The 19,609-nt window shown below is 61.9% G+C and carries 17 protein-coding genes; 15 read left to right on the plus strand and 2 right to left on the minus strand.

Annotation, left to right across the window (positions count from 1 at the left end):
* Positions 1–168 precede the first annotated feature (168 nt).
* From ATY77_RS10055 to exoR, 5 genes are all read left to right on the plus strand, one after another.
* On the plus strand, positions 169–1,044 hold the full coding sequence (locus ATY77_RS10055) for a DUF2497 domain-containing protein (protein ID WP_088687207.1): 876 nt from the start codon (positions 169–171) through the stop codon (positions 1,042–1,044).
* A 116-nt stretch (positions 1,045–1,160) separates the two neighbouring features.
* Positions 1,161–4,004 carry a valine--tRNA ligase gene (locus ATY77_RS10060; protein ID WP_088687208.1) on the plus strand — a complete coding sequence of 948 codons (2,844 nt, stop codon included), beginning with the start codon at positions 1,161–1,163 and terminating at the stop codon, positions 4,002–4,004.
* A gap of 396 nt (positions 4,005–4,400) precedes the next feature.
* The gene (locus tag ATY77_RS10065; RefSeq protein ID WP_088687209.1) at positions 4,401–5,681 is read left to right on the plus strand and encodes an OmpP1/FadL family transporter; all 1,281 of its coding nucleotides are present in this window, start codon (positions 4,401–4,403) and stop codon (positions 5,679–5,681) included.
* Between the two features lie 17 nt (positions 5,682–5,698).
* Positions 5,699–6,334 carry a hypothetical protein gene (locus ATY77_RS10070; protein ID WP_245314318.1) on the plus strand — a complete coding sequence of 212 codons (636 nt, stop codon included), beginning with the start codon at positions 5,699–5,701 and terminating at the stop codon, positions 6,332–6,334.
* A gap of 19 nt (positions 6,335–6,353) precedes the next feature.
* Positions 6,354–7,157, plus strand: coding sequence for an exopolysaccharide production regulator ExoR (exoR, locus tag ATY77_RS10075; RefSeq protein WP_088675282.1), 804 nt, complete (start codon positions 6,354–6,356; stop codon positions 7,155–7,157).
* A gap of 121 nt (positions 7,158–7,278) precedes the next feature.
* Here exoR and xth read toward each other — a convergent pair whose 3' ends face one another.
* The gene (gene xth, locus ATY77_RS10080) at positions 7,279–8,070 is read right to left on the minus strand and encodes an exodeoxyribonuclease III (protein ID WP_088687211.1); all 792 of its coding nucleotides are present in this window, start codon (positions 8,068–8,070) and stop codon (positions 7,279–7,281) included.
* Positions 8,071–8,195: 125 nt separating this feature from the next.
* A complete protein-coding gene (gene erpA, locus ATY77_RS10085) occupies positions 8,196–8,528 on the minus strand; it encodes an iron-sulfur cluster insertion protein ErpA (protein WP_088687212.1) in 333 nt (110 codons plus the stop codon).
* A 59-nt stretch (positions 8,529–8,587) separates the two neighbouring features.
* On the opposite strand from erpA, the gene ATY77_RS32815 reads away from it, so the two are divergent.
* The 10 genes from ATY77_RS32815 (at position 8,588) to tatC (ending at position 19,581) form a co-directional block, all read left to right on the plus strand.
* Complete coding sequence (locus ATY77_RS32815; RefSeq protein WP_190237616.1) at positions 8,588–8,761, plus strand: hypothetical protein; 174 nt, start codon at positions 8,588–8,590, stop codon at positions 8,759–8,761.
* Positions 8,751–9,968 (plus strand): deoxyguanosinetriphosphate triphosphohydrolase, encoded by a 1,218-nt coding sequence (locus ATY77_RS10090; protein ID WP_088687213.1) that lies wholly within the window; start codon positions 8,751–8,753, stop codon positions 9,966–9,968. The genes ATY77_RS32815 and ATY77_RS10090 overlap by 11 nt, the downstream gene beginning before the upstream one ends.
* 62 nt (positions 9,969–10,030) lie before the next feature.
* Positions 10,031–11,788 carry an arginine--tRNA ligase gene (gene argS / locus ATY77_RS10095; protein WP_088687214.1) on the plus strand — a complete coding sequence of 586 codons (1,758 nt, stop codon included), beginning with the start codon at positions 10,031–10,033 and terminating at the stop codon, positions 11,786–11,788.
* A gap of 61 nt (positions 11,789–11,849) precedes the next feature.
* Positions 11,850–15,029, plus strand: a complete 3,180-nt coding sequence (locus tag ATY77_RS10100; RefSeq protein WP_088687215.1) for an SPOR domain-containing protein — start codon at positions 11,850–11,852, stop codon at positions 15,027–15,029.
* Positions 15,030–15,139: 110 nt separating this feature from the next.
* Positions 15,140–16,153, plus strand: a complete 1,014-nt coding sequence (nagZ, locus tag ATY77_RS10105) for a beta-N-acetylhexosaminidase (protein WP_088687216.1) — start codon at positions 15,140–15,142, stop codon at positions 16,151–16,153.
* 18 nt (positions 16,154–16,171) lie between these two features.
* On the plus strand, positions 16,172–17,029 hold the full coding sequence (locus tag ATY77_RS10110; RefSeq protein ID WP_088687217.1) for a ScpA family protein: 858 nt from the start codon (positions 16,172–16,174) through the stop codon (positions 17,027–17,029).
* Positions 17,026–17,730, plus strand: coding sequence for an SMC-Scp complex subunit ScpB (gene scpB, locus ATY77_RS10115; protein ID WP_088687218.1), 705 nt, complete (start codon positions 17,026–17,028; stop codon positions 17,728–17,730). The genes ATY77_RS10110 and scpB overlap by 4 nt, the downstream gene beginning before the upstream one ends.
* Before the next feature lie 181 nt (positions 17,731–17,911).
* Entirely contained in the window at positions 17,912–18,103 is a 192-nt protein-coding gene (locus ATY77_RS10120) for a twin-arginine translocase TatA/TatE family subunit (protein ID WP_064709192.1), read from the plus strand.
* A gap of 51 nt (positions 18,104–18,154) precedes the next feature.
* Positions 18,155–18,757 (plus strand): Sec-independent protein translocase protein TatB, encoded by a 603-nt coding sequence (gene tatB / locus ATY77_RS10125; RefSeq protein WP_088687219.1) that lies wholly within the window; start codon positions 18,155–18,157, stop codon positions 18,755–18,757.
* The gene (tatC, locus tag ATY77_RS10130; protein ID WP_088687220.1) at positions 18,754–19,581 is read left to right on the plus strand and encodes a twin-arginine translocase subunit TatC; all 828 of its coding nucleotides are present in this window, start codon (positions 18,754–18,756) and stop codon (positions 19,579–19,581) included. The genes tatB and tatC overlap by 4 nt, the downstream gene beginning before the upstream one ends.
* The last annotated feature ends 28 nt before the right edge of the window (positions 19,582–19,609 follow it).

Below are 19,609 nucleotides of genomic sequence, written 5' to 3' on the forward strand. Positions count from 1 at the left end.
AAACGCTGCAGGCTTTCCCGCGGCAAGCGTTGGGTAACAAAACTGTGCATGGCCGCACTCAATTGATTCGCGATGATTTTTTTCACGCCTGGGGTATTCTAAGGTCGCGGTGATTCGGATGACCGCTCCACACCATCCGGTCGTTGTTTTGGGATAACGGGGATAGATATGGCTCAGCCAAGTGTAGCGCGTGAACCGTCCATGGAAGAAATTCTGGCCTCCATCCGCCAGATCATCGAAAGCAACGAGCCCGGCGCCGGCAAGGCGATCTCCGCATCTCTGCCGCCGGTCTATGGCGCCGATGAGGAGGATAACGGCTCCGAAATCCATTTGACGGTTGATGACACCTATGCCGGCGTCGAATTCCCCGAGCCGGTCACACGCTCCTCGTCCGATCCGCGCTTCGTAGCCGCCAATTCGGCCGGCACCGCTCCCGAACCTGAGGTGCCCGCCCGCGCAATGTCGCTGGCCGATGTCGCCGCCCGCGTGCGCGCCGCTTCCGAGCGCAGCGCCGTGCAGGCGGGTCAGGCGCTGCGCGACATTCCAAGCGCCTTCCGTCAGCCCGAGCCGCAGCCGGCCGTGATGCCGGAGCCGCCGCGCGCCGCCGCGCCTGAGCCGCAGCCGGCCGAACCTGTTTTCCCGGCCGCCGTAGCACCTGTCCAGCATGCCCCGATCCCTCAGCCGGCCGAGCCCATGTTCGCGGAAGCGCCGAGGGTCGCAGTCGCCGAGCCGGCGCCGGCCGTCGAAATGGCGCCGCCCGCACTGGAGCCCGCAGCCCAGTCGTCGACCGACCGTTTCCTGCCGAGCGTCATGGACGAAGTCCAGCCGACGCTGCTTTCGGAGGATGCCGGCCTGCAGATCAGCCGCTCCTTCGAGGAGCTTGCGGCCGCCATCGACGGCGCCGAACGCCGCTCGCTGGACGAGATCGCTGAGGACATGCTGCGCCCGATGCTGCGCGAGTGGCTGGACGACAACCTGCCGACGCTCGTCGAACGGCTGGTGCGCGAGGAAATCGAACGTGTGGCGCGCGGCCCGCGCCGCTGATCGGATTGCTTTTTCCTGGAAAAGCCGCTCCGGTCTCCGGGGCGGCTTTTTTATTGACTTGGCCGTGGCCATCCTATTTACAACCCCCATCCTCGAACCTCGAAATTGGTCAGAAAATGCTCGACAAGACCTATGATTCCGCTGCCGTCGAACCGAAAATCGCCGCCAAATGGGATGAAGCGGATGCTTTCCGCGCCGGCGCGAACGCAAAGCCCGGGGCCGAGACCTTCACCATCGTGATCCCGCCGCCGAATGTCACCGGCTCGCTTCACATGGGGCACGCGCTGAACAACACGCTGCAGGACATCATGGTGCGCTTCGAGCGCATGCGCGGCAAGGACGTGCTCTGGCAGCCCGGGATGGACCATGCCGGCATCGCCACGCAGATGGTCGTCGAGCGCAAGCTGATGGAGCAGCAGCTGCCGGGGCGTCGCGACATGGGCCGCGAAGCCTTCATCGACAAGATCTGGGAGTGGAAAGCGGAGTCGGGCGGGTTGATCTTCAACCAGCTGAAGCGCCTGGGGGCCTCCTGCGACTGGTCGCGTGAACGCTTCACCATGGACGAAGGCCTGTCGAAGGCAGTGGTCGAGGTTTTCGTCACGCTCTACAAGGAAGGCCTGATCTACAAGGACAAGCGCCTCGTCAACTGGGATCCGAAGCTGCTGACGGCGATTTCGGACCTTGAGGTCGAGCAGCATGAGATCAAGGGCAATCTCTGGCATCTGCGTTATCCGCTGGAGCCGGGCGTCACCTATCAATATCCGGTTGCTTTCGACGAGGAAGGCAAGCCGACCGAATGGGAAACGCGGGATTATCTCGTCGTTGCCACCACGCGCCCGGAAACCATGCTGGGTGATACCGGTGTTGCGGTCAATCCGGAGGACGAGCGCTACAAGTCGATTATCGGCAAGCATGTCATCCTGCCGATCGTCGGCCGCCGCATTCCGATCGTCGCTGACAACTATGCCGATCCGACAGCCGGCACCGGTGCCGTCAAGGTCACGCCGGCGCATGACTTCAACGACTTTGACGTCGGCAAGCGGGCCGGCCTGCGCGCAATCAACGTCATGAATATCGATGGCACGATCGCCATCAAGGACAACGAGGATTTCCTCGAAGGTCTCGACCATCCGGCCGCTCTGCACGGCGCCTGGGACCGCCTGGAAGGGCAGGACCGTTTCTATGCGCGCAAGGTCATCGTCGAAATTTTCGAAGAAGCCGGCTTGCTCGACAAGATCGAGCCGCACAAGCACATGGTCCCGCATGGCGACCGCGGCGGCGTGCCGATCGAGCCGCGGTTGACCGAACAATGGTATGTCGATGCCAAGACGCTCGCCGAACCGGCGATCGCCTCGGTTCGCGAAGGCCGCACCAAGATGGTGCCGAAGAGCTGGGACAAAACCTATTACGAATGGATGGAAAACATCCAGCCCTGGTGCGTCTCCCGCCAGCTCTGGTGGGGCCACCAGATCCCCGCTTGGTACGGCCCGGACGGCCAGGTCTTCGTCGAAAAGACCGAGGAGGAGGCGCTGCAGGCGGCGATCCAGCATTACCTCTCGCATGAGGGGCCGATGAAGGCCTATGTCGAGGACCTGCTCGAAAACTTCAAGCCGGGCGAGATCCTGACGCGCGACGAGGACGTGCTCGACACCTGGTTCTCCTCCGCGCTCTGGCCGTTCTCGACCTTGGGCTGGCCGGACGAGACGCCGGAGCTTGCGCGTTATTACCCGACCAATGTCCTCGTCACCGGTTTCGACATCATCTTCTTCTGGGTCGCCCGCATGATGATGATGGGCCTGCACTTCATGAAGGACGAGGACGGCAACCCCGTCGAGCCCTTCAATACCGTCTATGTCCACGCGCTGGTGCGCGACAAAAATGGGCAGAAGATGTCGAAGTCGAAGGGCAACGTCATCGATCCGCTCGAACTGATCGACGAATACGGCGCCGACGCGCTGCGGTTTACCTTGGCGATCATGGCCGCGCAGGGCCGCGACGTGAAGCTCGATCCGGCCCGCATCGCCGGCTACCGCAATTTCGGCACGAAGCTCTGGAACGCCACGCGCTTCGCCGAGATGAACGGCGCGAAGAGCGATCCGCATTTCGTGCCGGAGGCGGCCGAACTCACCATCAACCGCTGGATCCTGACGGAACTTGCCCGTACGGAACGTGACGTTACGGAAGCGCTCGAAGCCTTCCGCTTCAACGACGCGGCCGGCGCGCTCTACCGCTTCGTCTGGAACGAGGTCTGCGACTGGTATCTCGAACTCTTGAAGCCGGTCTTCAACGGCGAGGATGAGGGCGCCAAGGCCGAAGCCCAGGCCTGCAGCGCCTATATTCTCGAAGAGATCTACAAGCTGCTGCACCCCTTCATGCCCTTCATGACCGAAGAGCTCTGGGCGCATACAGCGGGCGAGGGCAAGGAGCGCGATACCTTGGTCTGCCATGCCGAATGGCCGGCGCCGTCTTATGCCGACGACGCGGCTGCCGACGAGATCAACTGGCTGATCGACCTCGTCTCCGGTATCCGCTCCGTGCGCGCCGAAATGAACGTGCCGCCATCGGCAACCGCGCCGCTGGTCGTCGTCAAGGCCAACAACCTGACCCGTGAGAGGCTGTTCCGCCATGACGCAGCCATCAAGCGGCTTGCGCGCGTCGAGGCGATATCGCTGGCCGACGATGCGCCGAAGGGTGCGGCTCAGATCGTCGTGGCCGAGGCCACCATCTGCCTACCGCTCGGCAATCTGATCGATCTTTCCGCCGAAAAGGCTCGCTTGGAAAAGGCGATCGCCAAGATGGAAGGCGAGATATCCCGCATCAACGGCAAGCTCTCCAACGAGAAGTTCGTCGCCAATGCCAATCCCGAGGTCGTCGAGGCCGAGCGCGAGCGTCTCGAAGAGCTGCAAGGGCAGATGACAAGCTTGAAGACCGCTCTTTCCAGGGTCAGCGAAGCCGGGTAACTTTGAGAGCCGCTTTGGTAAGAAATTTCAAAGACGCGCCGTCGCCGGCGCGTCTTTTTTGCTGCCTGCAAGCACGCGATTCGGTCTCGAAAACGGCTAACTTCGGGCACTCGGGCTGTGGATTGTGGCTGTCCTTAGGGGCTGCGGGCGAAAACTGGCACTGTTGTCCGATTGATACAGCTTTCACGATGTTTGGAACGAACGTCTAAAAATCCTGCGAAAGGATTCGATTGTCGGAATAAAATTTTATTAACCAGATTTTTTGACGTGTCCGTCAATCTCTTTACGTAAATTAGCCGCTGCAATGACCGGCGGTGCTGCCGTGGGCCGCGTTGCCATTTCCGGCGAACACTTACACAGTGTCGCCACATCAATTGCTGGAGTGGGGGAGACACAATGGCACCGCGTATGTTTTCCAAGGGCGTAACGTCGCTCGTTCTTTTTTCGTCGCTTGCCGCGCCGTCCTTTGCCGGTGGCCTGGAGCGCGGCGGATACAATATCGATCAGCTGTTCGATACGTCGCCTTTCTCGTTTCAGTCGGGTGTGACCTACGTCACACCGCAGCGCAAGCTGAAGGACGTCCGTGACACGGATACCTCGGCATCTCCGGGCGGTGGCAATCTGAACAGCCGGCCGGACACCGCCGACGAGACCGCGAACTACACCATCCCCTATATCGGCTTTAAGGCTGGTTTCGCCGATACGATCGACTGCCTTGTCGATTATTCCGAGCCCTTTGGCGGGCATTCCAATCCGGGTCTGAACTGGGCCGGCGCCAACAACAACATCGAGACGGAAATCAAAACCCGCAACTATGGCGGCACCTGCTCCTATCGTTTTGATGTCGGCCCCGGGCAGCTTCGCTTCATCGGCGGCGCCTTTTATCAGGAAGTAGAAGGCTTCAAGGAACGTCTGGTTTCAACGGTTCCGCTTCTGTTCGGCACCGGCACCGGCGTCGGCCGCCTCGATCTCGACGATAGCGGCTGGGGCTGGCGCGCCGGTATTGCCTACGAGATTCCAGAATATGCGATGCGGGCAAGCCTCGTTTATAACAGTCGCGTAAAATACGACAATCTGACCGGCACGGTGGATCTGACGCAGGTGAGCGCGCCGATTGCGCCGCTCAATGGCGCTCCGTACGGAAGGGTCACGGACGTTTTCGGCTCTGCTGAGGCGCCGGATTCGCTTGAGCTGAAGTTGCAGAGCGGTATCGCTCCGGATTGGCTCGCCTTCGGATCGGTCAAGTGGACGAACTGGAGTGTCCTCCAGTCCGTGCCGTTCTGCCCGACCTCGACGAAGGGCCTTGTCGCGTGCCGGTCCGGTGGCGCGACGGAGCTGACCTCGCTCGATCTTCTTTATCGTGATGGCTGGACGATCACCGGTGGTGTCGGCCACAAGTTCAATGAGCAGTGGGCCGGTGCCGTCAGCCTGACATGGGACCGCGGCACCAGCCAGGGCTATGGCGCGCAGACCGACAGCTGGACGGTCGGTCTCGGTGCCGCCTACACGCCGACCGAACACATCGAATGGCGCTTCGCCGGCGCCGTAGGCGTGTTGACCAGCGGTTCGTCTGGCGTTGTGACCGAAAATGGCGTCACGTTTGGAGATGATGTCTCCTATTCCTTTGATAATGATCTGGTCGCCGCACTGTCGACCAGCATAAAGATCAAGTTCTAATCACCCGATTTGAAGAATTGAAGAGCCCGGCACTGCCGGGCTCTTCTTTATTGGCGCCCGTTAATCATGTCATTTCCCGGCCTCGTTTTGTGACGATTCAGCAACAGTTTTTTATGACGGATGGCGTATGGTGGCGATGGGGCGAATTTGTCCATTTCCCGCCACAAAGAGGGAGCACCGCTATTTGCGGGCGAGGTGATGGCAGACTTACGGTGCGTGTAATTAGTAGCATGGGTCGATTTTTTTCCGGTAACACCAGATTGTACGGCGCGATTGGCGACAGTCGTTTGATTGCGGCCGTTTCCGGCCTCGCGATGACGCCGTCGATCCGCTCATCATCGTCGTTTTCTGCCCGCTCGCATGAGCAGCAGAGCGTCGCCGGAGATGTCGATACCGGTTTGGTCACATTTGCTATTTACGAATGCGATAAAGGCGGGAAGGCGGATGCCGCGCCTGCCGAAAGAATGCCGGGAAAATTGCAGTCGGACCATGCCGGGAGCCGGGTGGTGCTGAAAATTTGGCCTTTGCGAAAAGGCGGATGGGCTGGATGCGACGCGGGCAAAGGAGCCATGGAGCTCGCCGCGGGATCGCTCGCCTCGACGGGACACATCCGCGGGATGCACGGCGCAAGCGCCGCCGCCTGCCAGGGATGAACGAAAGAAATCGGTTGAAATGGTAACGTCCGAGTTCAAACTGTTCAAATTCATGCTGATGGGCATGTCGGTGGCCGTGGCGCTGGCCATGACTTGCCCGGCTCGCGCCTTCGACATCAAGGCCGGCGTCAGTAAGGAATCCGGTCCTTTCGATCTCTTCAAGTTCGGCTTCAAGGCCTATAAGAACGGACAGAAGGAAGAGGCGGTCGAGGCCTATAAATATGCCGCCGAAAAAGGCCATACCGGTTCGCGCTGGGCGCTTGCCAACATGTATGCCGATGGCGACGGCGTCACCCAGGATGATTTCGAAGCCTTCAAGATCTACAGCGAGATCGCCCAGCAGGGCGTCGAACCCGGCTCTGAAGATACAGGCTTCTTCGTCAACGCGCTGCTCTCGCTCGCCAATTATTACAAACACGGCATATCGGGCAGCCCCGTCAAGATTGATCTCACCCAGGCGCGCCAGCTCTATTTCCAGGTGGCCTCCACCTTCGGCGTTCCCGAAGCGCAGTTCCAGCTGGCGCAGATGATGCTGGCCGGCGAGGGCGGTTCTGCCAGCCCGCAGCAGGCGAAGAAATGGCTGAACCAGGCCCGCAAGAGCGGTCATCCCGGCGCCATGGCGGTGTTCGGCAATATTCTTTTCGACGAAGGCCAGACGGCCCGCGGCCTGGCGCTGATGACGGCGGCGCTCGACCGCTGCAAGCCGAAGGACTGCAACTGGATGGAAGCGCTGCAGGAGCAGGCCTTCTCGGTTGCCAACGAAGCCGATCGCCGCACAGCGGTATCGCTGTCCCACAGCATCTCCAGCGGCTCCGACGACTAGAACAGGATGATTTTAGGCTCTCTCGGCCTAAAATCTGAATCCTGTTCTAAATTAAAGAGTTAGAGCATGATGTCGCCCGAAAACCGCCTACAGTTTTCGGCATCATGCTCTTGACAATACCTCAGGCGGCGAAATCGAAATAGGCGATCACGGGCACGTGGTCGGACGGCTTTTCCCAAGCCCGCACATGTTTTTCGATCGCAGCCGACCTCATCCGGTCGGCCGCTTCCGGTGACAGCAGCAAATGGTCGATGCGAATGCCGTTGTTCTTGGGCCATGCACCGGCCTGATAATCCCAGAATGAGTAGAGCTGCGTCGCATCGGTTGTCGCGCGCACCGCATCCGTCAGTCCGAGATTTTCGAGCCTGCGGAATGCCTCCCGGGTCTGCGGCAGGAACAGTGCGTCATTTTCCCAGACCTTCGGATCGAAGCAATCATGCGGTTCCGGGATGACGTTGTAATCGCCAGCAAGGATCAGCATCTCCTCATAGGCGAGCCGCTCGGCGGCGAAGGTCCGCAGACGCTCCATCCAGGCCAGCTTGTAGGGATATTTCTCCGTGTCGACGGGATTGCCGTTCGGCAGATAGATGCAGCAGACGCGCAGAATGCGCTTATCGGCCAGCGTGAACACCGCTTCGAGAAAACGCGACTGTTCGTCCAGCGGATCGCCGGGCAGGCCGCGGTTGACTTCGAAGGGGGAGTTCTTGGAGAGGATCGCCACGCCGTTGAAGCCCTTCTGGCCGTGCGTCTCGACGTGATAGCCGAGCGCCTCGATCTCGAGCCTCGGAAAACCCTCGTCGATCGTCTTGATCTCCTGCAGGCAGACGATATCCGGATCGGAATCCTTGAGCCACTGGGTGAGATTGTCGATGCGCGCCTTGACGCCGTTGATGTTCCAAGTCGCGATCTTCATTTCTTCGTCCTGTTTCGCTTCGCGCGCTACTTTTATCGCGGTCTTTCACAACAGGACAAGACGATAAACCGGCCGGAAGCAACTCTTCGGCCGGTTGTTGGGGATAGAGCTGTATGTTCTGATGTTCAGATCGAGAAGCTGGTGCCGCAGCCGCAGCTTGCGACCGCATTCGGGTTCTTGATCTGGAAGGATTGGCCGAGCAAATTGTCGACGAAATCGATCTCCGAACCTGCCATATAGACGAGCGACAGGCTGTCGATCAGCACTTTGGCGTCGTTCTTTTCGACGATGACGTCGTCGTCTGCAGCGCTGTCGGCGAGGTCGAACTTGTAGGAAAAGCCCGAACAGCCGCCGCCTTCGACGGAAACCCGCAACGCGCTCTTGCCGGCCTCCGCACCGATGATCGCCGCGATGCGCTTTGCCGCGGCGTCCGAAAGGGTTACACTCGTATCCGTCATGTTTCCTCCTGCCGGAGTCAAAATCCGGAGAGAATGGGTTTCGGCACTCGAATGTTCAAATGCCTGATATCAAAGGAACTTATCATGATCCTCGTGAAAAGGCCATGATGCGCCGAAGCGATTGGAAATGCGCCTCTTTGCCGTTTTGTCAGGCTATAGGTATGAAGAGCGCAAAGCGGCGTCAATGGGCAGATGCGGCAACAGGCAGAATGACGGTGAAGAATGACGATTGACAGGCGGGCATTGGGATTTGGCGGCAGCGAAAGAGCAGTCTATGCGGCGGACCCCTGGACGACGCGCGGGCGCCTCTATCCGGAAGACGGCAGCCCGACGCGCTCAGATTTCCAGCGGGACCGCGACCGCATCGTCCACACCACCGCCTTTCGCCGGTTGAAGCATAAGACGCAGGTCTTCATCGCCCAGGACGGTGATCATTATCGCACCCGCCTGACGCATACGATCGAGGTGGCGCAGATCGCCCGGGCGCTGGCCCGCGCCTTGAAGCTCGATGAGGATCTGGCCGAGGGCGTGGCGCTCGTCCATGATTTCGGCCACACGCCATTCGGCCATACCGGCGAGGATGCGCTGCACGAGGTGCTGTTGCCCTATGGCGGCTTCGACCACAATGCCCAATCCCTGCGCATCGTGACCAAGCTGGAGCGGCGTTATGCCGAATTCGACGGCATCAACCTGACATGGGAAAGCTTGGAAGGTCTGGTCAAACACAATGGTCCGCTGCTGACGCCCGATGGCGTGGGCACGCGCGGCCCCGTTCCGCAGCCGATCCTCGATTATTGCGAACTGCACGATCTCGAGATTGCAACCTATGCCAGCCTCGAGGCCCAGGTCGCGGCGATCGCCGACGATATCGCCTACAACACCCACGATATCGACGACGGGCTGCGCTCCGGTTATCTGACTTTCGACATGCTGGAGGAAATTCCGTTCCTTGCCGGGCTGATGGCCGAGGTGAGGGAGCGATATCCCCATCTGGAGCCGAGCCGCTTCACCCACGAGATCATGCGCCGTCAGATCACCCGCATGGTCGAGGACGTGATAAGCGTCGCGCAGCAGCGGCTTTCCCTCATCCGCCCGCAGAGCGCAGCCGATATCCGCGCCGCCGACCGGGTCATTGCCACCTTTTCCGAGGGGATGGCCGAAACCGACAGGCAGATCAAGGCGATGCTCTTCAAGCGCATCTACCGCAATCCCGATATCATGCGCATCCGCGCCGGCGCCGCCCAGATCGTCACCGACCTCTTTGGCGCCTACATGGCCAATCCCAAGGAGATGCAGAGCCATTACTGGGTGGATCATATCGCCGGCCTCTCCGACGCACCGAAAGCCCGCCATGTCGGCGACTATCTGGCTGGCATGACGGATACCTATGCGATCAGCGCCCACAGGCGATTGTTTGACCACACTCCGGATTTGCGATAGGCAGCGGTCGCCCGCCGAGGCCGATTTGCGCCTTTGGCACAGCCTATGCATGGAAGAGTGCGATGAACCTTTTTACCGACTTCGAAGCCAGGATCAAAACCGCCCTTGAACAGATCGATCTGGTCAGGGAAAAGCGATCTGAGCTCGATTTCGGCCGCATCACCGTCGAGCCGCCGCGCGATGCGAGCCATGGCGATGTCGCGACCAACGCCGCGATGGTGCTGGCAAAACCGCTCGGAAGCAATCCGCGTGCGCTTGCTGACATCATCATCGCCAAGCTCAAGGAAGACGCCGACGTCGCCGACGTCTCGGTCGCCGGTCCAGGCTTCATCAATATCCGTCTCGCCGTCGGGTACTGGCAGCGGCTGCTCGCCTCGATGATCGGTTCCGGCACGGATTACGGCCGTTCGACGCTCGGCAAGGGCCGCAAGGTCAATGTCGAATATGTCTCGGCCAATCCGACCGGGCCGATGCATGTCGGCCATTGCCGTGGTGCCGTTGTCGGCGATGCGCTCGCCAACCTGCTGGCCTTTGCTGGCTACGGCGTCGAGAAGGAATACTACATCAACGACGCCGGCTCGCAGATCGACGTGCTCGCCCGCTCCGTCTTCCTGCGCTATCGCGAGGCGCTTGGCGAACGGATCGGCGAAATCCCTTCGGGCCTTTATCCCGGCGATTATCTCGTGCCGGTCGGCCAGTCGCTTGCCGCCGACTATGGCGTGCGGCTGCACAACATGCCGGAAGAGCAATGGATGCCGATCGTCAAGGACCGCACGATCGATGCGATGATGGTCATGATCCGCGAGGATCTGGCGGCGCTGAACGTCCATCACGACATCTTCTTCTCCGAGCGGACCCTGCACGCCGATGGCGCGGCCGCGATCCGTAAGGCAATCAACGATCTGACCTTCAAGGGCTATGTCTACAAGGGCACGCTGCCGCCGCCGAAGGGCCAGCTTCCCGAGGACTGGGAGGACCGCGAGCAGACGCTTTTCCGCTCGACCGAGGTGGGCGACGACATGGACCGGCCGCTGATCAAGTCGGACGGCTCCTACACCTATTTCGCTGCCGACGTCGCCTACTTCAAGAACAAGTTCGACCGCGGCTTCGACGAGATGATTTATGTGCTCGGCGCCGATCATGGCGGCTACGTTAAGCGCCTGGAAGCGGTTGCACGCGGCGTCTCGGACGGCAAGGCGAAGCTGACGGTGCTGCTCTGCCAGCTCGTCAAGCTCTATCGCAACGGTGAGCCGGTGAAGATGTCGAAGCGCTCCGGCGATTTCGTGACACTTCGCGACGTCGTCGAGGAAGTCGGCCGTGATTCGGTTCGCTTCATGATGCTTTACCGCAAGAATTCCGAACCGCTCGACTTCGATTTCGCCAAAGTGACGGAACAGTCGAAGGATAATCCGGTCTTTTACGTGCAGTACGCGCATGCCCGCTGCATGTCGGTCTTCCGGCAGGCGAGGGAGGCTTTCCCCGGCCTCGAAGTTTCGCCCGAGGATCTTGCGAAAACCGTTGCTGGCATTGGCGATCCGGCCGAATTGCAGCTTGTCGCCAAGCTCGCCGAATTCCCGCGTGTGGTCGAGGCGGCGGCCCAGTCGCAGGAGCCGCATCGCATCGCTTTTTACCTCTACGACCTCGCCAGTTCGTTCCATGCGCACTGGAACAAAGGTAAAGATCAGCCGGAATTACGATTTGTTAATGATAAAAACCGAGAATCAAGTATTGCCAGACTTGGGCTGGTGTACGCCGTCGCGTCGGTTTTGAAGTCGGGACTTGCCATTACAGGCACTGCAGCACCTGACGAAATGCGATAACGTCACCATTTCCCCACAATGCGCTGGCATTTGAGCGTTGGCGTTTGCGAGTGGGATAGGCATGGCTGAGAAACAACTTGCGTATGATACGCGCGGAAAAGACGATCTGTTTGCCGACGATGATCCGTTGGCCGAACTTGCCCGTATCGTCGGCTTCGAACCACGTGTTGCAGCAAATACGGTGAACGAAGCCGCGCGGCGCGAGCCCGCCCTCGATCTCGAGGACGAGCTTGTGCGCGAGTTCGATCGTTACGACGCGCCGCGTCCGCTTGGCGAACTCGACCGGCCGGCTGAGCCAGTCGCCGAGGGTATTGATCCCGAGGATTACGTCGAGCCCGTTCTCGACGCTGCCCCTGTTCTCGAAAGCGCTGAGGCTCCCGAGCCGGTTTCCGTCGCTCCCGCTCCCGTCGAGGAAGCGGCGGCGTCTGCCGCAAGGGGCTGGGACGAGCAGGCTGCCGATTGGGCGGCCGGCCCGCAGCAGCTTTCTGTCGATCCTGATTTCGAGGCGCCGGTTCAATCGGCCTTCGGCGGTGCACGCGACCTGATCGAGGAGCTTGAGCTGTCGATCGGTGCGGCGCCCGTCTCTGCCGTGCCACAGCCTGCCAAGGCGCCGCAATGGTCGGCTGCCAGCATCAGGCTGCCGCTTGCCAATTTCCATGCGGCCAAACGCGAGGAGCCGGTTGTTCAGCCGGAGCCGGTGGCCGAACCGGAAATCGAGTCGGTGGCCGAGGCGTCGTTCGCCGATCTCTCCGAGGTCGAGCCGCAGCCTGCAATCCAGCAGCCGGCGCCCGTTGCCGCCGTCGAGCCATCCGAGGAATTCGAATCCGCGGCGCCGTCCCTTGGCTTTCCCGCCGAGCTCGATCGTCATGACGATGCGCTGGTCGCGCCAGAAGAGACTGCGCAGGTCGAGGAATTCGTAGAAATCCAGGACGATCAGGATTTCGATGCCGACGCCGGTTTCGATCTTGCTGCCGCCATCGAAGGTGAAATCCAGGCTGATGCCGCGCTGACGGAGGTCGTTCCCGACGTGCCGCATACCGCCGGCACCTTCGATCTAGACGATCTGCTCGCCGACGTCTCACGCTATCCCGTGCCGAATCCGGTATTGAAGCGCGCCAATCCGGTGGCCGTTGCGCCGCAGCCCGCCGCGCCGATTGAAACTGCGCCCGTTGCTGCGGCACCTGTCCAGCCTGATCCGATTGCGCCTGTTCCGGTCGAACCGGCTCCGACCTATGCCGTCGAAGCCGCAAGGCCTGTCGCGCCGCAGCTTGCCGAGGCCGCGCCCCAGCAGCCTGCCGCAGCGGCTTATTCCCGGGCGCCACAGCCGTTGCCGGAAGCCGACGACCCCTTCGCCGGTCATGATTTCGAGCTGGATCTTGCCGGCATCGAACTGGAACTCGCCGATCTCGATTTCTCCGAGCCGGGCGAAGCCGAGCCGCAGCCGGAACCGCAGGCGCCGGTGATGGCGCCGCAGCCGCGGGCGGTCGCCCCCGCGCCTCAGCAGGCAGCTCCTCTGCCTCAGCCGGTCACGCGTCCGCAGGCCGTTGTCGCGCCCGCGCAGCCCGCTCCAGTCGTCACCTCCGAGCCGCCGGCTCCAGCGCAGGCTCCAGCCTTCAACTGGACGCCGGTCGCCGACTCGACCGAAGACCTGCCGTTTGATCCGGCGATGATCTCCGATCCGGAGGAGCGCCCCGAGACGGTCGACGACATGCACGTGCCGGCACTGCCGCCGGTCGAGCAACCGGCGCCTGTTGCGAAAACCGCAGATTTCGATTTCGATCTCGATGCGGAAATCGCAAGCTTCTTCGAACCCGCCAAGCCGCGCGAAACGCCGGCGCCGGTTCGCGACACGGCCGCGGCGGCGGCAAAGCCGGTCAAGCCGACCATCGCCGATGGCCTTGATGATTTCGAACGGGCGCTGGAGGAAGATTTCCGCCGCAGCGTACGGGAACCCGTCGAGCGCCGCGAGAATGTTTCCGAAGTCCGCATCGAATCGGCAAGCCAGGCTGCCGATTTCAGCCGTGCCCGTTCGATGCGCCGCCTGCTGGCCGGCGCCGTCGTGCTGGTAGTCTTTGCCGGCGTCGGTTATGGCGTCTATTCCTCCGTTTGGAACGGCGAGGGGCTCGGTATCGTCGCATCGGGCGAGCCGCGCGTGATCGTCGCCGATAAGGAGCCCGTCAAGGTCGTTCCGGAAAATCCGGGCGGCAAGACCGTGCCGAACCAGGACAAGGCCGTCTACGACCGCGTTGCGGGTTCGGCCGAAGAGCCGAAGCAGAAAGCGCTCGTTTCCTCCGACGAGGCGCCCGTCGATGTCGTTCAGCGCACGCTGACGCCGGAGGCGCTGCCTGAGGACGATGAGAACGCCGGCGCCAATGATCAGATCACGCCGACCGCAGTCGGCGAGACGGAAGATCCGCGTCTGCTGCCGAGCCAGGACAGCGCCGACAGCAGTGCTGCAAGCGACGGCGACAAGGCTCCGTCCGTTTCGCCGCGCAAGGTCCGCACGATGATTGTCAAGCCGGACGGTACGTTGGTTGCCCGCGAGGACCTGGCGCCCGCCGATCAACCGGCGCAAGCTGCCCCGGCGACGCCGTCTGCCCAGGCGACTTCGCCGGCGCTGGCGCCCCAGTCGACCCCGGCCGTGCCTCCAGTCGGCGGATCGGCCGCAAGCTTCCCGGCAAGCGCCGAAGTCGCCTCCGCCGACGCTCGCTCAGCCGCACCCGTCGAAACCGCGCCGGCGCAACCGTCGCCCGCCGCAACCATCGATACGCCGGCCGCAGATTCTGCCTCGGCCGATGCGCCGGTGCGTCCGGTCAAGACGACGCCGGTCACCGATACCGCGCCAGTTCCGATGGCCCGCCCGGCCGAGCAGCCTGTCAACATCGTCGGCACCGTGACTGAGAAGGGCAATATACGCCAGCCCGCGCAGCAGGCGAAGACGACGCAGGTCGCAGCCGCTTCACCGGCTGCCGCCCAGCCTCAGCAGACAGCATCCGCCGGCGGCTACGGCATCCAGATCGCCTCGCTGCCGTCGGAAGATGAAGCCAACAAGTCCTATGCCAGCCTGTCGAAGAAATTCGCCGGTGTGCTTGGCGGCCGCGCCCATGAGATCCGCAGGGCCGATATCGCCGGCAAGGGCACTTTCTACCGTGTCCGTATCCCGGCCGGTTCGAAGGATGAAGCCGCAGCGCTCTGCGAACAGTATCGCGCGGCCGGCGGAAGCTGCCTGATCTCCAAGTAACAGCGGATTGTTGTATAAAAGAGCGGCGGGCCGGATCGGTCCGCCGCTCTTTTTTGTGCATCTCGTCTGCGCTTGCTCGCATTTGCCGGGGCGGCGTCTATGATTCCGATATGACCGAATCAAAAGCGATGATCCTTGGCTGCAGCGGCCTTTCCCTCACTCCCGAAGAGAAATCCTTTTACCGGGGCGAGCGGCCCTGGGGTTTCATCCTCTTCGGACGCAACATTTCCGAAGCAGAGCAGATCGCCGATCTCGTCGCCGAAATGCGCGAAAGCGTTGGCTGGCATGCGCCGGTGCTGATCGACCAGGAGGGCGGCCGCGTCCAGCGCATCCGCCCGCCCATCCTCGCGCGTTATCCTTCCGGCCAGGCGCTCGGCGATCTCTATCGCCGCGACCCGGCGCTTGGGCTTCGCGCTGCCTGGCTGATGTCGCGGCTGCACGCCTTCGACCTTTCGAAGCTCGGCATCAATGTCGATTGCCTACCGGTGCTCGATGTGCCGGTCGAGGGCAGCAGCAATGTCATCGGCGACCGCGCCTATGGCGGCGACCCCGAGACTGTGATCGCGATGGGCCGTGCGGCAGCCGATGGGCTGAAAGCCGGCGGCCTGCTGCCCGTGATGAAGCACATGCCGGGCCATGGCCGCGGCTTTGCGGATTCGCATCTGGAACTGCCCGTCGTCACCGTCTCGCGAAATGAGCTGGAGGCCCACGATTTCCCGCCCTTTGTCGCGATGAAGGACGAGCTGATGGCGATGACCTGCCACCTTGTCTTCACCGCGATCGACCCGGACAATCCGGCGACGACCTCACGTAAGGTGATCGACGGTGTCATCCGCCGGCATATCGGTTTCAACGGCCTGCTGCTCTCCGACGACAGCTCGATGAACGCTCTTTCCGGCACGATCGGCCAGCGTGCGGCGAATATCATTGCAGGCGGATGCGATATCGTGCTGCATTGCAATGGCAAGATGGACGAGATGGTGGATGTCGTGGCAAATGTTCCCGCGCTCGCCGGCCTGCCGCTTGCCCGCGCCAAGGCGGTGGAAGCAGGCTTCGCGGCGCCGGATGCGGCCGATGAAGCGGAATTGAGGGCGGAATTCGAGGCAATGTTTGCGACGGTCTGATCGTAAGGGAGCGGTGAGGTGAACACGGTCAAGGGCACGGAGCGTCCGCAGGCGGCAACGCCGATGGACAAGCTGTGGCAGGACAACAGCGCCGAGCGCGCCAGCCATGAGCCGGCGCTGGTGATCGACGTCGCCGGCTTCGAAGGCCCGCTCGACCTGTTGCTCTATCTCGCCCGCAATCAAAAGGTCGACCTGTCGCGCATTTCCGTGCTGGCGCTCGCCGAGCAATATCTGCAGTTCGTCGAAAGCGCCCGGCGCATCCGCATCGAGCTTGCCGCAGATTATCTCGTCATGGCGGCCTGGCTTGCTTATCTGAAGTCGCGGCTGCTGATACCCCAGCAGGTCAAGGATGACGGCCCCTCCGGGGAGGAAATGGCGGCAACGCTCGCCTTTCGCCTGAAACGCCTCGAAGCCATGCGCCAGGCGGCGGAAGGCCTCGTCAACCGCAACCGCCTTGGCCGTGATATTTTTGCCCGCGGCGCGCCCGAGCATATTCCCGACCGGCAGCAATCCGCTTACGCGGCAAGCCTCTACGACCTCCTGACCGCCTATGCAGCGCTGCGCCAGCGCCATGCCGTCACGCAGGTCACGATCGAGAGGCGCAATGTCTGGTCGCTGACCGATGCGCGCGAACTGCTGACCCAGATGATCGGCGAAATCGGCGACTGGACGGCGATGGAACATTATCTGCTGCGTTATCTCGCAGCACCCGAGGAGCGCGTCACGGCGATCGCCAGCGCCTTTGCCGCCTCGCTGGAACTGGTGCGCGAAGGCAAGCTCGAAATCCGCCAGGACGGCGCCTTTCAGCCGATTTTCATGCGTCGCGGCCCGAAACACGCCACGCTGCAGGTGGTTGAACAGGAGCGGCAGGCTTGATCGATCTGAACAGTGAAGAGGAATTCGAGGAAGAAGGCCGCGACATTCAGGCAGAGATCGAGGCCGAGCGGACCGCCGAGGCGCTGGTTTTCGCCTCGTCGCAGCCGGTTTCCGAGGGTTTCCTCGCCGAGCGCCTGCCGAGAGGTGCGGATGTGCGGGCGATCATGCAGCGCCTGAAAGAGCAATATGCTCCGCGTGGCGTCAATCTCGTCCAGGTCGAGGGCGCCTGGGCCTTCCGCACGGCCGCCGATCTTTCCTTCGTCATTCGTCGCGACGACAACGAGGTAAAGAAGCTTTCGCGCGCGGCATTGGAAGTGTTGGCGATCATCGCCTATCACCAGCCGGTGACGCGTGCCGAAATCGAAGATATCCGTGGCGTTCAGACCTCGCGCGGCACGCTCGACGTCCTGATGGAGGCCGGCTGGGTGCGTTTTCGCGGCCGCAGACGCACGCCGGGCCGGCCGGTGACATTGGGCACGACGCGCGACTTTCTCGACCATTTCGGTCTCGAAGAGCTGCGCGATCTGCCCGGTCTCGAAGAATTGAAGGGAGCGGGCCTGCTGTCGGGCCGCATTCCGGCCAACTTCAATATTCCCTCGCCATTGATGAACGACGAGCTGACCGAGGATGAGGATCCGATCACCCAGATGGATCTCGAGGAACTTGGGTTGCTCGCCCCGCGCGGTGCCCCCGAAGATTGAACAGCAGCGTCTTGTTTTTGCCATGCATCGCGAAAACAATGTCCTCACCACTTTTCGATGGGTCGGTGGCTTGTCACAAAGGGCGATACCGTGACATTAAGCTCAGTTCAAAGGGCTTGATGTTGGAAACGGTGTGGGAAATCCTTACATCGAGGGAACATCACAACAGGGAGTTAGCGTAATGGGTTCTTTTAGCATGTGGCACTGGCTGATCGTTCTGGTCATCGTGCTGTTGTTGTTCGGTCGCGGCAAGATCCCGGAACTGATGGGCGATGTCGCCAAGGGCATCAAGAGCTTCAAGAAGGGCATGACGGACGAAGATGCGCCGGAAACGGCGAAGACCGTCGATCACAAGGCCGACGAAACGAAATAACGAAGTCCGGGAAAAAGCGCAGCCCCCGCGCTTCCCGTCCAGGAGCCTTGCATGTTCGATATTGGCTGGACCGAGCTTTTGGTCATCGCGGTCGTGCTGATCGTCGTTGTCGGTCCCAAGGATTTGCCGCCGATGCTGCGCGCTTTCGGCAAGATGACGCAGCGTGCCCGCAAGGTGGCGGGCGAATTCCGTGCGCAGTTCGACGAAGCGCTGCGCGAGGCCGAGCTTGACGACGTCCGCCAGACGATCAGCGACGCCCAGAGGCTCAACCCGGTCAACAGCCTGCGCGAAGCGATGAACCCCCTTCGCCAGATGGGCAACGAGATCAAGGCCGACCTGCAGAAGGCGAGCACGCCGCCTGAGAACAAGACCGAGGTGCCGCCGGCCGCCGTTTCGGCCCCGACGCCATCGATGAGCTTGCCGGAAACGCCGCCCTTGGTGCCGGCACCGGAACCGGTCGCCGCAGCGGCCGTCCAGGCCGATACGATTGCCGCCAAGCCGAAGGCGCCGCGCAAGCCGCGCGTCAAGGCTGCCGATAAGGCCGATGCCGCCGCCATTGCCGCGCCGGTCGAGGAGCCGAAACGCGCGACGGCAGCCAGGAAGCCCGCAACGCCGAAAACGCCGGCGCAGACCGAGAAGAAGGACGAGGCATGAGCGGTGATATCGAAGACAAGCCGCAGCCGTTGATCGAGCACCTGATGGAGCTGCGCACGCGGCTGATGTGGTCGATCGGCGCGTTCTTCATCGCCTTTGTCGTGTGCTTCTTTTTCGCCAAGCACATCTTCAACTACCTGGTCTATCCCTACAAGCTCGCCGTCAGCTGGGCCAACCTCGATGTCGAGAAGGCGCAGCTCATCTACACCGCGCCGCAGGAATTCTTCTTCACACAGGTGAAGGTTGCCATGTTCGGCGGCCTTGTCATCGCTTTTCCTATCATCGCCGCGCAGATCTACAAATTCGTCGCACCGGGCCTCTATAAGAACGAACGCGCGGCCTTCCTGCCGTTCCTGATCGCGTCTCCGATCCTGTTCCTCCTGGGCGCCGCGCTGGTCTATTTCTTCTTCACGCCGATGGTCATGTGGTTCTTCCTGTCGATGCAGCAGGCGCCCGGCCATGACGAGGTAGCGATCTCGCTGCTGCCGAAGGTTTCGGAATATCTGAGTCTTATCATGACGCTGGTCTTCTCGTTCGGCCTCGTCTTCCAGCTGCCGGTTGTCACCACGCTTCTTGCCCGTGTCGGGCTGCTGACGTCGCAATGGCTGTCGGAAAAACGCAAGTTCGCGATCGTGCTCGCTTTCGTCGTCGCCGCGATCCTGACGCCGCCCGATCCGATGTCCCAGATCGGTCTTGCGCTGCCGACGATCCTTCTCTACGAGATTTCAATCTACGCGGCACGACTCGTGGAGCGTCAGCGTTCCCAACGGGCACTTGAAGAGGAATCTGGTTCCTCCGACGTCGCCAAGACGGACAGCGTCTGACCGTCCCGGACATCTCCTTGAAGTCTGC

The organism is Rhizobium sp. R634 (assembly GCF_002211305.1).
Classification (GTDB): Bacteria; Pseudomonadota; Alphaproteobacteria; order Rhizobiales; family Rhizobiaceae; genus Rhizobium.